Origin of the sequence: Marinobacterium lacunae (genome assembly GCF_000705555.1) — a bacterium.
GTDB classification, from domain to species: Bacteria; Pseudomonadota; Gammaproteobacteria; order Pseudomonadales; family Balneatricaceae; genus Marinobacterium_D; species Marinobacterium_D lacunae.
The window spans coordinates 39103-52342 of sequence record NZ_JMQN01000036.1; the positions used below are offsets into that span (position 1 = coordinate 39103).

A 13240-nucleotide genomic window follows, 5' to 3' on the forward strand; every position below is an offset into this window, starting at 1 on the left:
GTTGAATGCTTAGGCTGCGCCCTTTGCCTGGTGGTAAATAGCAGCCCTGCTCAAGCGTCGCGCTTAAGCCGCGCGTAAGGCGCCAGGCGCAATACCAGAGCACTGCGTGCCTGCGCGGTACATAGCTGGATCCTCGGCGGATCCAGCTTGCAACCACTGAATTGCCCCTGTGGATAACGCTGCTCTACCTCACCGCTTATAAGCCAGGCTGCGCAGATCTCGCATACCCCGTTGCGGCAAGCATGGCGCAGGGCCACCCCGGCGTCGAGCAGCCCCTGCAACAGGGTAATATCCGCCGCCAGCGTCAGCGCCAGGCCATCCTCCGGCAGCGACACCGTCCAGTGCTCAACGGTCATCGAAGATACCCAGCTCATCCCAGAGCTGATCGACGCGACTCTTCACCTGCGCATCCATTTCGATCGGCACACCCCATTCACGGTCGGTCTCGCCCGGCCATTTGTTGGTGGCATCCATGCCCATCTTCGACCCGAGCCCGGACACCGGCGAAGCAAAATCGAGATAATCGATCGGGGTGTTGTCGATCAGCAGGGTGTCACGGCTGGGATCCATACGCGTGGTAATCGCCCAGATCACATCGTTCCAGTCGCGCGCGTTCACATCGTCGTCACAGACGATCACAAACTTGGTGTACATGAACTGCCTCAGGAACGACCAGACCCCCATCATCACCCGCTTGGCGTGCCCGGGATACTGCTTCTTCATCGTCACCACCGCCATGCGGTAGGAGCAGCCCTCGGGCGGCAGATAGAAGTCGACGATTTCGGGGAACTGCTTCTGCAGGATCGGCACGAACACCTCGTTCAGCGCCACACCGAGCACCGCTGGCTCATCCGGCGGACGACCTGTGTAGGTGCTGTGGTAGATCGGCACCTCACGCTGGGTGATCCGCTCGACAGTGAATACCGGGAAGCGGTCCACCTCGTTGTAGTAGCCGGTATGGTCGCCAAAGGGCCCCTCATCGGCCATCTCTTCCGGGTCGATATAGCCCTCGAGGATAATCTCCGCGCTGGCCGGCACCTGAAGATCGTTGCCCAGACACTTCACCACCTCGGTCTTGCCGCCACGCAAGAGGCCAGCAAAAGCATATTCCGACAGGGTATCGGGCACCGGGGTCACGGCACCGAGGATAGTCGCAGGATCTGCTCCGAGCGCCACCGCAACGGGAAAACGCTCGCCCGGATGGGCCAGCTTCCACTCACGAAAATCCAGCGCGCCACCACGGTGGGAGAGCCAGCGCATGATCAGCTTGTTGCGGCCGAGCAGTTGCTGACGGTAGATGCCCAGATTCTGCCGCGGCTTCTCCGGCCCCCGCGTCACCACCAGCGGCCAGGTCACCAGGGGACCGGCATCGCCGGGCCAGCAGGTTTGGATCGGCAGCTTGTACAGATCCACATCATCACCCTCGATCAGCGTGTGCTGACAGGGCGCATTCTTGACCACCTTGGGCCCCATATTCAGCACCTGTTTGAAGATCGGCAGCTTCTCCCAGGCGTCTTTCATCCCCTTGGGCGGCTCAGGCTCTTTCAGCTGGGCCAATAGCTTGCCGACTTCACGCAGCGCCGTCACCGACTCTTCCCCCATGCCCAGCGCCACGCGCTCGGGGGTGCCAAACAGGTTGGTCAGCACCGGGTAGTTGTAGCCCTTGGGGTTTTCAAACAGTAGCGCAGGTCCCTTGGCACGCAGGGTACGATCGCTGATCTCGGTCATCTCCAGATAGGGATCGACCTCGACCTTGATCCGTTTAAGCTCACCGCGCGCTTCCAGCATTTTGATGAAGTCGCGCAGGTCCTTGTACTTGGGGTTACTCATCAGCAATCAAACTCTTTGCCGGAATAGAAATAAAAAAGGGCGAGTAGTGAAGCGCTGCTGCAGGCTCCCTTACTCACCCTCTTGACGAACGGGTCGACCGCCGACGTTACTTGCGCTTCATCGACATGAAGAACTCGTCGTTGGTCTTGAAGTCCTTCAGCTTGTCGATGACGAACTCGGTTGCTGCGGTATCTTCCATCGAGTCGAGCAGCTTGCGCAGAATCCACATCCGCTGCAGCTCCTCCTCGGTGGTCAGCAGGTCTTCGCGACGGGTGCTTGAACGACGGATATTGATCGCCGGGAACACACGGCGTTCAGCGATCTTGCGATCCAGATGCACCTCGGAGTTACCGGTACCCTTGAACTCCTCGAAGATCACCTCGTCCATCTTCGAGCCGGTATCGACCAGCGCGGTGGCGATGATGGTCAGGCTGCCGCCCTCTTCGATGTTACGTGCGGCACCGAAGAAACGCTTCGGACGCTCCAGCGCATGGGCATCGACACCACCGGTCAGCACCTTGCCGGAGGACGGGATCACGGTGTTGTAGGCACGCGCCAGACGGGTGATGGAGTCGAGCAGGATCACCACGTCCTTCTTGTGCTCGGTCAGGCGCTTGGCCTTCTCCAGCACCATTTCGGCCACCTGTACATGGCGTGAGGGCGGCTCGTCAAAGGTGGAGGCAACCACTTCGCCGCGCACCGTGCGCTGCATGTCGGTCACCTCCTCCGGGCGCTCGTCGATCAGCAGTACGATCAGGTAGCACTCCGGGTTGTTGCGGGTGATGCTGTTGGCGATGTTCTGCAGCATCAGTGTCTTACCGGCCTTCGGCGGTGACACGATCAGTGCGCGCTGGCCTTTACCCATCGGGCAGACCAGGTCGATGACACGCGCCGTGATATCTTCGGTACTGCCGTTACCGATCTCCATGCGCAGGCGTTTCTGCGCAAACAGCGGCGTCAGGTTCTCAAACAGAATCTTGTTCTTCGCGTTTTCAGGTCGATCATAGTTGATCTCGTTGACCTTCAGCAGTGCGAAGTAGCGTTCGCCATCCTTCGGCGGGCGAATCTTACCGGCAATGGTATCCCCGGTGCGGAGATTAAAGCGGCGGATCTGGCTGGGGGAAACGTAGATGTCGTCGGGACCGGCGAGGTAGGAGGAGTCTGCAGAGCGGAGGAAACCGAAGCCGTCCTGCAAGATCTCGAGAACACCGTCGCCATAGATATCCTCCCCGCTTTTGGCGTGTTTCTTCAGAATGGCGAAGATCACGTCCTGTTTGCGGGAGCGAGCCATGTTTTCAAGGCCCATTTCGGTAGCGATATCCAGAAGTTCCGGAACACTTTTCGTTTTAAGTTCGGTTAGATTCATAGTTTTTTGGAAACAGCCCAAAGATGGCCGATAGTCAGGATGGAGACCGGAAAGGTTAGTCGGAAGAAATATTAAGTGCTTAGGCTACAACGCCTGAAGCAGGCCCTGAGGCCGGACAGATAAGTGAAAAACACTATAAAGCCTAAGGAAAGAGCTGTCCAGCACGGGAACTAAGAAAACGCAATGGCCGGAGTCCGGCCCATCGCGTCTGTCCGCCAATCGATCAGAGATTGGCGTCTACAAAGGCAGCCAGCTGGGACTTGGACAGCGCGCCCACCTTGGTGGCTTCCACGTTACCGCCTTTGAACAGCATCAGGGTCGGGATACCGCGGATACCGAATTTCGGCGGAGTTTCGTTGTTCTCATCGATGTTGAGCTTGCAAACCTTCAGGCGGCCCGCGTACTCCTTGGCGATCTCTTCCAGTACCGGCGCGATCATCTTGCATGGACCGCACCACTCAGCCCAGTAATCAACCAGGACCGCGCCTTCCGCTTTCAATACCTCTTCTTCGAAGCTGGCATCGGTGACGCTTACGATATTTTCGCTCATTAGCTCTGCTCTCCAGTGCACCTGGTGCGTTGAAAAATCTGACCAGTGATAATACCACCAGCATCAAACCAATGTGAACAGCCTGTTAAACCCACTCCCTGCGGGGTTTTTGCGCCTGCACCCACTATCAAGTTCTGGTACTCTTTCGCTCTCACGAAGTGCGCACACAACCACGGCGACCCCTCTTCCGCGGCTGTATAGCGCAGGTCCGGCACGGTGCCGGTGATGAAGTACCGAACGGAGAGCCGCCTCAGCATGCTCGAACAGGACAAATCAGCGGATAGCGGTCAACAGGGCAAACTGTTGGCCGCAATCGACTTGGGCTCCAACAGTTTTCATATTGTAGTGGCGCGCGTCGCCGACGGCGAGCTGAAGCCAATCGATGTAATGTCGGAAAAAGTTCAGCTCGGAGCCGGCCTCGATGAACATAGCCACCTCAGTGAAGAGGCCCAACAAAGAGGGCTTGAGTGCCTGGCCCGCTTCGCCCAACGGGTGGCAGACCTGCCCCGAAGCGCGATACGCATCGTCGGCACCAATGCCTTGCGTGAGGCCAAGAACCGAGATGTCTTCATCCTCCGGGCACAACAGATTCTGGGAAAACCGATAGAGGTGATCGCAGGGCGCGAAGAGGCCCGTCTTGTCTATCTGGGCGTCGCCCATACCCTCTCGGACGACAATGACCGGCGCCTGGTCGTCGACATCGGCGGCGGCAGCACCGAGTTCATCATCGGGTCGCGGTTCGAACCACAGAAACTTGAAAGCCTTCATATGGGCTGTGTCAGCTATACCCAGCGCTTTTTTGCCGACGGCAAGATCGCCTCGGACGCCCTCAACCGGGCCCGCACCGCTGCGGCTCGCGAGTTACTGTCCATTCGACGGGATTACCGACGCCTTAGCTGGCAAAGCACCATCGGCTCATCGGGTACCGCCAAAGCGATCCGCCAGGCGTGCCTGTCGATGGGCTTCGGCGATCAGATCACTCACAAGGGGCTGACAGCACTAAAAGAGCGACTGATCGAATTCGGACATGCGGATAAGATTGAAATCGAAGGGATAAAACCTGCTCGACGTGCCGTTCTCCCCTCCGGGGTCGCAATCATGCTGGCGATTTTTGAATCGCTGGGCATCGAGGCGATGGACTATTCCGAAGGCGCTCTGCGTGAAGGACTGCTGTATGACATGGCCGGTCGGTTACGACACGAGGACGTGCGTGAGCGGACCATCAAAGCGCTGAAAAAGCGTTACCACGTCGATGCCGGACAGTCTCAGCGCATCGAGGCCACGGCGCTCTATCTGCTGGCTCAGGCACGGCAGGCCTGGGGGCTGGAGGACACCGAATACCATGACATGCTGAGCTGGGCCGCCCGCACCCACGAGATCGGCCTGACTATCGCCCATACCCAGTTCCACAAACACAGCGCCTATCTGCTACAGCACTCCGACCTGCCCGGGTTCACCAATACCGAGCAACAGCTGCTGGCATTTCTGGCACGCGGGCACCGTCGCAAGTTCCCCAAGGATGAGTTCAAACTGCTTCCGGAGGATCGTCAAAGCGCGTATCGCAAGCTCTGCATTCTGCTGAGACTGGCCGTTGTCCTGCATCGCAGTCGCAGCGGCGCGCGCTTGCCGGGCATCCATCTGAAGGTGGATGAGAAGTCTCTAAACCTGAGCTTCCCTGCCGGCTGGCTCGAGCATCACCCCCTCACCCGTGCAGACCTTGAGAACGAAGCTGAATACCTGCGCGCAATCAGTTTCGAACTGCAGATTCATTAAGCCAACGCCACTGCCTGCACAAACAAAAACGCCCCGTTCTCACGGGGCGTTGTTTGTATGTTGAAACGGATAGACTTAGAACTTCGGACCCGCGTCTACAATCGCCTCAGAAACACCATCGAACTTCTTGAAGTTGGTGACGAACTGCTCGACCAGCTTGGCTGCTGCCGCATCGTATGCTGCCGGATCAGCCCAGGTTTTGCGCGGGTTCAGCAGAGCCGTGTCAACACCCGGCACCTCGACGGGCACAGACAGGTTGATACCCGGCAGATACTCGGTTTCGCAGTCTTTCAGTGCTCCGCTCTGAATAGCGCTGATAATGCCGCGAGTGGTCGGAATGCTGAAACGCTCACCTGTACCGTAAGAACCGCCGGTCCAACCGGTGTTAACCAGGTATACGCGGGAGCCGAACTCTTCGATACGCTTGATCAGCAGATCAGCGTATACATGGGCCGGACGCGGGAAGAAAGGCGCGCCGAAGCAGGTGGAGAAGGTGGATTTGATACCACCGCCGGAGCCCATCTCGGTGGAACCAACCAGCGCCGTGTAACCGGACAGGAAGTGGTAAGCGGCCGCTTCCTTGGTCAGCACCGATACCGGCGGCAGCACGCCTGTCAGGTCGCAGGTCAGGAACACGATGGAATCCGGCTCGCCACCCATGTTGGTAGCGGAGCGCTTCTCGACATGCTCAAGCGGGTAGGCGCAGCGACCGTTCTCGGTCAGGTGCGTGTCGTTGTAATCAGCGTGACGCTTGGCGTCCAGGTGAACGTTCTCAACGATGGCACCGAAACGGATCGCGTCCCAAATGATCGGTTCGTTCTTCTTGCTCAGATTGATGGTCTTGGCATAGCAGCCACCTTCAATGTTGAACACTACACCCTTGCCCCAGCCGTGCTCATCGTCACCGATCAGGTAACGGGTCGGGTCTGCAGACAGGGTGGTCTTGCCGGTACCGGAGAGACCGAAGAACAGCGTGGTAGAGCCGTCTTCACCGATGTTGGCAGAGCAGTGCATCGGCAGCACGTCTTTTTCCGGCAGCAGGAAGTTCTGTACGGAGAACATCGCCTTTTTCATCTCACCGGCGTAACGCATACCAGCGATCAGCACCTTGCGTTTGGCGAAGTTCAGGATGACACAGCCATCGGAGTTGGTGCCGTCACGCTCGGGAACACACTCGAAGCCCGCCACGTTGAGGATCTGCCACTCCTCTTTACCCTTCGGGTTATACTCGTGCGGGCGGATAAACAGGTTCAGACCAAACAGGTTCTGCCACGCAGTCTGGGTCGACATTTTAACCGGCAGGTAGTGACTCGGATCGGAGCCAACGTGAACATGGGAGACATAATGCTCCTGATCGGCCAGATAGGCTTCCACACGATCCCACAGATCATCGAACTTGTCCGCGTCGAACGGACGGTTGATGCTGCCCCAATCGATGGAATCGGCCGTGCTCGGCTCTTCCACGATATAACGGTCCATCGGGGAGCGGCCGGTGCGTTTGCCGGTTGTTACGACTAATGCGCCGGTGTCCGCCAGAACACCTTCGTTGCGTGAGATCGCCAGTTCAACCAACTCGGCCGGGGACGGATTCACGTGTACGCGATTGACGTTTTCTGTGGTCATTACCTGATTCCCTTGGCTGCGCGCCAAATTTACCTGAAAGCAATAAGTTCTGTCGCGAGCCGGGTCCGACCCACGTTAATCGTTATTATGGGGAGGCGCATTATCGCACATCTTGCCCAACAGGATAACCCGAAAGATTTCTCATTTCGGATTAGCCTGCACTCAGTGCACCTGCCCCGGAGACTCAAGCGGGCCGCCGTTGCTGAACAGCGCTTTTATATCCGCCGTATCGAAGCTGTATAGCATATTGCAGAAGTGACAACTCACTTCCACTACACCGTCATGCTCTTCGGCCAGACTCAGCAGCTCCTCTTCCGTCATCATCTGCAATGCATGGGCACTGCGCGCACGGGTACAGTCGCATTTGAACTCCAGCGTCTCGGGCTCGTAAAGACGGCACTGCTCCTCGTGAAACAGGCGGAACAGCATAGTCTCGTTATCCAGCCCCAACAGCTCAGCATCACTAAGGGTCGACGCCAGCATGCTGATGCGCTGCCAGTCGTCTTCACCGGTTCCGGCCGCCGGCAGAACCTGCAACAACATACCAGCGGCACGCTGTCCGTCGGCACTCAGACGGATCGATGTGCCCAGCTGTTCCGACTGGCGGAAGTAAGCCTCCAGACAAGCCGCCAGTGTAGCGCCTTCCAATGGTACGACGCCCTGATAACGCTGCCCCACATCCGGTTCGATCGTAATCGCCAGTCGGCCGTTGACCAGCAACTCGTTAAATGCAGCGGCGTCATCGATTTCGCCGTCGAGTCTCGCAATCGCACGCAGCTCGTGGTGGTGGCGGCACTCGGCCATCAGAACACGCAAAGCGCCGTCACCCTGCGCCTGCAGTATCAGACGTCCTTCAAACTTCAGGTTCGAGCTCAGCAGGCTGACCGCCGCGAGCATCTCGCCCAGTATGCGCTGAATCGCCGGCGGATAGCTGGCTCTGGACAACACCTCCGCATAGCTCTCTTCCACCCGTGCCACGACGCCACGGACATCGATCTCGTCGAAAAGGATGCGCTGAATCTGATCGCTGTTACTCACGTATCACCTATTAAAAAGCCTGAAAAACAGGCGGTTGTGCCGGTTCGGATCGGCACCGGTCACTTGTACTATGGAGCCGGAGCCCGCGGGTGTTTAGAATGAATAGCCGATTTTAACCGATAGAGTATTCAATGATCACCCCGCGCCCTCTTTTTTCCACTCGCTGGCACTGGTCCGGCCTGATTGCCGGTCATGTTGCAGCCCTTCTTCTGCTGCTCAGCTATGTGTTGCCCGCAGGGCACGCGGCATGGCAGTCGATGGGAGCCACGCTGTTTTACGCCCTCAACGGTACACTGGCCGGTAACGGAGCCTGGACCTGGTTCTGGGCATGGATGAACTCCCGCGAAGTCGATGCGGCCACAGGCGTATTGCTGCTGCTTTTCCTGACCTTCCCTCTGGTGCTGCCGCGCGAGCGTCTGCAGGCGGCGCTGTGCGGGTTTATCAGTCTGATGATCCTGATGCTGCCGGCACGCGAGCTGTTGAGCGAGATCACACAGGCGTACGGGCTAAGTGGGCAGAGCCCATCCCTCGTGCTGGAGCCAGCCTACCGCTTTTCCGAGTTGCGTCCCGACATTCCCGCCAAGGACAGTGCCTCGACCAGTTTTCCCGGCGATCACGCCAGCGTACTGCTGATCTGGTTCGGCTTTCTGGCGTTCAACGCCCGCCGCTGGCTGAAGGTATCGGTGTTGGCAGCCGTCACCCTATGGCTTGTGCTGCCGCGGCTGATCGGGGGCGCCCACTGGCTTGCCGACGTGGCCGTTGGCGGAATGGTGATGGCATTGATCACGCTGAGCTGGGCATTCGCTTCACCAGTTGCGGAATGGATCAACCGCGGGCTGCTTAAACTGGCCGGCCCCCTGTTCCGTCTGGCCGGACGCATTCCGCTACTCGGCAGACTGCCGTTTTTCTGCCGCCAGGATTGAGCACAGCTGAATCAGAAATGGCCCTTGATACGCAGTAACTCACGACGACTTTTCTTGTTCGGGCGATGATCGGGGCCACTGCCCAGCTCTTTGCGCTGGGCCGCCCACTCTTCGCGGGCTCGGATGCTTTCGGGTGTTTCACGATACAATTTCTGCGCTTCCGGTGCGCCACGGCGCTGGTCCGACAACGCCAGCACCTCGACGGTTTTCTCCTCGTTGCCCTGCCTGATCTGCAGCTTGGCCCCGATCTCGACAACCTTGCTGCACTTGGTGCGCTGTCCGTCATAGTGCACCTTACCGCCCTCGATCATCGCCTTGGCAATCGCCCGGGTCTTGTAGAAACGCGCTGCCCAAAGCCACTTATCGAGACGGATCTTGTGGTCCTGGTCTTCGTGTTTATCGGCGTGTTTACTCATTCGGTGGCATCACCTCGGCAAAATCGGTTATTGCATCGAACCCTTCGATCTCCCGTGCAGGTTGACGGCTGTCCGGCTGCGCAATGCAGAGCAGGTGCCGAATGCCATAGCGTTGCGCCGAGTGCAGCACCGGGAGACTGTCGTCAATCAGCAGCGTGCGTTGCTCATCGAAGGGCTCCACCTCTTTCAGCTTAGCCCAGAAGCCGACATCCTCCTTGGGCAGACCGAAATCGTGGGAACACAGCACCCGATCCACCTGTTGATCGATATCGGTGCGCTCTATCTTCAAATTCAGACTGTCGCGGTGTGCATTGGTCACGATCAGTGTGCGTCGGCCGCTGCGGCGCAGCGCGGCCAGAAAGGCCTCTACACCGGCTCGATACGCGATGCGATCGGCAACCTCGCGTTTGAGCTCCGCAATCGGCAACTCCAGTTCGCGACTCCAGTAATCCAGACAGTACCAGTTCAGCGATCCACGCTGCGCCATGATCCGTTCGATCAGCGGGTCGCGTGAGGTTTCCACATCAAGCCCATGCCGCTGTGCATATCGCAACGGCAGAAACTCGAGCCAGAAGTGGGAGTCGAAGTGCAGGTCGAGCAGAGTACCGTCCATATCAAGCAGAACGGTATCCACGGCTTGCCAATCCACCATAATCAGGGAACACTCAGCTTGGATGGAGACGAATAACGGAACGTGAGTATGCCGCGAAAGCCCGAGATTTTGAAGGTAACCAAGGTAGCCGAGAGTCGGCTGTTCCATGTCGAAGCGCTGGACCTGCGCTTCAGCAACGGCGCAGAACGACGCTTCGAACGTCTGGCACTGCGCGGCCGGGGTGCCGTCATGGTGGTGGCACTGGACGAGGAGATGAATGTCCAGCTGATCCGGGAGTACGCCGCCGGGCTGCATGACTACGTGCTGACCCTGCCCAAGGGTCTGATCGACCCTGGCGAAGATTCGCTGCAAGCGGCCAATCGAGAGCTTCAGGAAGAGGTCGGGTTCGGCGCCCGCGAGATGGTAATGCTGAAGAACCTGTCATCGGCCCCAAACTACATGGGGCATAGCATCGATGTGATTCTCGCCCGCGACCTATATCCCAGCAAACTCGAAGGTGACGAGCCAGAGCCGCTGGAACGGGTTCCCTGGCCGCTGAGTCGACTGGAGGAACTTATCCTGCGCGATGACTTTTCCGAAGGCCGGGCCATTGCCGCGCTCTACCTGGCCCGGCACTGGCTGGAAAACGAAAACTGCTAAACAGGATCAGGGGTTACGGCACGCCAGCGTGCCGGCCACTACGGTCTTGTTGACCTTTTCAGCGAATACCGGATCAGTGATGCGGGTATCCATGATTCGTTGCACCTCCTGATCGCTGAAGCGCTCGTGGACATAATCGGAGAGACAGCTGCACTGCTCCTCTGTGGCGCCGCCCGAGGCCAGACAGCCATCACGGAAGGGACCCCAGGTTTTCGAACTCAGGTACTGGGACTTCACCAGATAGATTGCCAGCAGCACCACCCCCATCCACAGAAACACTTTACCCATTGCATCCAGCCTTGTAATCGTTATAAGAGCCCCCATTCTATGTACACTGAGGCGGCGTTTCAGCTAACTATTAGTCGCACTCGAGGTCGGAATAACAGTACAGACTGTGCCATGATTCCGACCCAAAAAGGGTGCTATGATCAGCAGACCGCCGAGGGTGAGCGAAGAACAACCCGGTTTTATGCTTGAAAGCCCGTGGGTCAAAAGCCCGGCGCTTTCGAAACCTGTCAAACATTTAAGGTGAATTACTATGAGCTTTGAACTGCCAGCACTGCCTTACGCAAAGGATGCCCTGGAGCCGCACATCTCTGCAGAAACTCTGGAATACCATCACGGCAAGCATCACAACACCTACGTTGTGAAGCTGAACGGTCTGGTACCGGGCACTGAGTTCGAAGGCAAGTCTCTGGAAGAGATCATCAAGACTGCTCCGGCAGGCGGCGTATTCAACAACGCAGCCCAAATCTGGAACCACACCTTCTACTGGCACTGCCTGGCACCGAACGCCGGCGGCGCGCCGACTGGTGCTATCGCTGACGCGATCAACGCCAAGTGGGGCTCTTTCGAGAAGTTCCAGGAAGAGTTTAACGACAAGGCTGTGAACAACTTCGGTTCCAGCTGGACCTGGCTGGTCAAGAACGCCGACGGCTCTCTGGAGATCGTCAACACCAGCAACGCCGGCACCCCGATGACCAGCGGCCAGACTGCACTGCTGACCGTTGACCTGTGGGAACACGCTTACTACATCGACTACCGCAACGTACGTCCGGATTACCTGAAAGGTTTCTGGGCGCTGGTTAACTGGGAATTCGTTAACCAGAACTTCGCATAAGTTACTGTTCTTATTCAAAAAGGCGCCCGACGGCGCCTTTTTTTATGCCTCTTCCATAATCACGCAGAACGGACATTATCGTCCCCCAAAACCATCAATGGTATTTTTGTACCATATTTTGTTATTGACAGATTATTACCACGCATCGACATTTAAGGAGGACTCAACGACCCAATATCGCCTCATCAGGAGGCGCTGTAGAGGAGTAAACCACGATGAAAAACTCATCAAGGGGTGGCGACCTGAAACGCCTTGCTCTCTCGGTAATGGCAGCTTCTGCCGTCACTATTCTACCCACCCATGTATCCGCTCAGGAAAGCCTCAACCTGTACAACTGGGGCGACTATATAAACCCGGAAGTCCTCACCCGATTTACAGCTGAAACCGGTATCGAAGTGACCCTAGACACCTACGGTTCCAACGAGGAGATGCTGGCAAAACTGCAGGCGGGAGCCAAAGGGTATGACATCATCTTCCCTTCGGTGCATATGCAGGATGTCATGGCACACCTTGGCATGCTCGAGAAGACCGACATCAACCAATACACCGGATTCTCCCATGTGGACCCGGCGTTCCTGACAGCCACAACCGACCCCAAGGGCGAGTATTGCCTGCCCTATGCGTGGGGCAGTGTTGGCATCGTCTACAACAAAAAGCTTGCCGGCAAGGTGACCTCCTGGAAGGACTTTTTCGCACTGACGGAAAAGGGACAGAAGGTCACGATGCTCGATGACATGCGCGAAACACTCGGCGTGGGTCTGATCATGAACGGCAACTCGGTCAATAGCACCGATCCTGACGAGCTAAAAGCAGCTGCCGCCTTCCTGGAACCCTACAAACAGGGAATCGCCGCATTCACATACGACAGTATTCCGATGGTCCAGTCGGGCGATATCGCTGCTGCTCATTGGTATGTGGGCGCGATGATGTATGTCACTCAGGCACCGGACACGCTGGACTATGTGATCCCCGCCGAAGGCGCGACCAAGTACCAGGAAAACATGTGCGTTCTGAAAACCGCGCCTAATAAGGAGAACGCGATCCGCTTCCTGGAGTTTTTCACTCAACCCGAGATAGCCGCACTGAATACGGCTCAGCAGATGAACGGCACTGCCAACAAAGACGCCATCGAACTGCTGCCGGACGCTTTGAAGAACAACCCCAACGTGAACCCTGCGGCCGACACCATGTCCCGGTTGCAGATGTTCACCGACTTGGGCAAGGGGCTTCGCCTGTACGACCGCGTTTGGACCCGCTTCAAAACCAGCCAGTAGCCGCTGGAAGTTCGTCGCTCATAATAACAGCAGCAGTGCCCCTCATTTTTACCGATCCGGCAATCAAGACCTGGA

Annotated in this window: 14 protein-coding genes; 5 read left to right on the forward strand and 9 right to left on the reverse strand. The window is 57.7% G+C overall.

Features of this window, described 5'->3' with window-relative positions:
- Positions 1 to 50: 50 nt before the first annotated feature.
- The 4 genes from ADIMK_RS11340 to trxA all read right to left on the reverse strand — a co-directional run bounded on the left by ADIMK_RS11340 (position 51) and on the right by trxA (position 3746).
- Positions 51 to 356 (reverse strand): 2Fe-2S iron-sulfur cluster-binding protein, encoded by a 306-nt coding sequence (locus ADIMK_RS11340; protein ID WP_036187973.1) that lies wholly within the window; start codon positions 354 to 356, stop codon positions 51 to 53.
- On the reverse strand, positions 346 to 1830 hold the full coding sequence (ubiD, locus tag ADIMK_RS11345; RefSeq protein WP_036187975.1) for a 4-hydroxy-3-polyprenylbenzoate decarboxylase: 1485 nt from the start codon (positions 1828 to 1830) through the stop codon (positions 346 to 348). Before ubiD ends, ADIMK_RS11340 begins: the two co-directional genes overlap by 11 nt.
- A 106-nt stretch (positions 1831 to 1936) precedes the next feature.
- Positions 1937 to 3196 carry a transcription termination factor Rho gene (gene rho, locus ADIMK_RS11350; RefSeq protein ID WP_036187988.1) on the reverse strand — a complete coding sequence of 420 codons (1260 nt, stop codon included), beginning with the start codon at positions 3194 to 3196 and terminating at the stop codon, positions 1937 to 1939.
- Between the two features lie 223 nt (positions 3197 to 3419).
- Positions 3420 to 3746, reverse strand: a complete 327-nt coding sequence (gene trxA / locus ADIMK_RS11355) for a thioredoxin TrxA (RefSeq protein ID WP_036187991.1) — start codon at positions 3744 to 3746, stop codon at positions 3420 to 3422.
- Between the two features lie 225 nt (positions 3747 to 3971).
- On the opposite strand from trxA, the gene ppx reads away from it, so the two are divergent.
- The gene (gene ppx / locus ADIMK_RS11360; protein WP_438267748.1) at positions 3972 to 5519 is read left to right on the forward strand and encodes an exopolyphosphatase; all 1548 of its coding nucleotides are present in this window, start codon (positions 3972 to 3974) and stop codon (positions 5517 to 5519) included.
- A 75-nt stretch (positions 5520 to 5594) separates the two neighbouring features.
- Here the strand turns inward: ppx and ADIMK_RS11365 are convergent, their stop codons facing one another.
- Positions 5595 to 7169, reverse strand: coding sequence for a phosphoenolpyruvate carboxykinase (locus ADIMK_RS11365; RefSeq protein WP_255344277.1), 1575 nt, complete (start codon positions 7167 to 7169; stop codon positions 5595 to 5597).
- 135 nt (positions 7170 to 7304) lie between these two features.
- The gene (gene hslO, locus ADIMK_RS11370) at positions 7305 to 8180 is read right to left on the reverse strand and encodes an Hsp33 family molecular chaperone HslO (protein ID WP_036187997.1); all 876 of its coding nucleotides are present in this window, start codon (positions 8178 to 8180) and stop codon (positions 7305 to 7307) included.
- 131 nt (positions 8181 to 8311) lie between these two features.
- Here hslO and ADIMK_RS11375 point away from each other — a divergent pair, with 131 nt between their 5' ends.
- Positions 8312 to 9103 carry a phosphatase PAP2 family protein gene (locus tag ADIMK_RS11375; protein ID WP_036188000.1) on the forward strand — a complete coding sequence of 264 codons (792 nt, stop codon included), beginning with the start codon at positions 8312 to 8314 and terminating at the stop codon, positions 9101 to 9103.
- Between the two features lie 11 nt (positions 9104 to 9114).
- Here the strand turns inward: ADIMK_RS11375 and hslR are convergent, their stop codons facing one another.
- Positions 9115 to 9519: a ribosome-associated heat shock protein Hsp15 gene (gene hslR / locus ADIMK_RS11380; protein ID WP_036188003.1), complete on the reverse strand. Its 405-nt coding sequence runs from the start codon at positions 9517 to 9519 to the stop codon at positions 9115 to 9117.
- Complete coding sequence (gene yrfG, locus ADIMK_RS11385) at positions 9512 to 10171, reverse strand: GMP/IMP nucleotidase (RefSeq protein WP_036188006.1); 660 nt, start codon at positions 10169 to 10171, stop codon at positions 9512 to 9514. The genes hslR and yrfG overlap by 8 nt, the downstream gene beginning before the upstream one ends.
- 48 nt (positions 10172 to 10219) lie before the next feature.
- Between yrfG and nudE the strand changes: the two genes are divergently transcribed.
- Complete coding sequence (gene nudE, locus ADIMK_RS11390; RefSeq protein ID WP_036188008.1) at positions 10220 to 10771, forward strand: ADP compounds hydrolase NudE; 552 nt, start codon at positions 10220 to 10222, stop codon at positions 10769 to 10771.
- 6 nt (positions 10772 to 10777) lie between these two features.
- Here the strand turns inward: nudE and ADIMK_RS11395 are convergent, their stop codons facing one another.
- Complete coding sequence (locus ADIMK_RS11395; RefSeq protein ID WP_036188011.1) at positions 10778 to 11059, reverse strand: hypothetical protein; 282 nt, start codon at positions 11057 to 11059, stop codon at positions 10778 to 10780.
- 250 nt (positions 11060 to 11309) lie between these two features.
- Between ADIMK_RS11395 and sodB the strand changes: the two genes are divergently transcribed.
- Positions 11310 to 11891 (forward strand): superoxide dismutase [Fe], encoded by a 582-nt coding sequence (gene sodB, locus ADIMK_RS11400; RefSeq protein WP_036188014.1) that lies wholly within the window; start codon positions 11310 to 11312, stop codon positions 11889 to 11891.
- Positions 11892 to 12106: 215 nt separating this feature from the next.
- Positions 12107 to 13165, forward strand: a complete 1059-nt coding sequence (locus ADIMK_RS11405) for a polyamine ABC transporter substrate-binding protein (protein WP_036188016.1) — start codon at positions 12107 to 12109, stop codon at positions 13163 to 13165.
- The last annotated feature ends 75 nt before the right edge of the window (positions 13166 to 13240 follow it).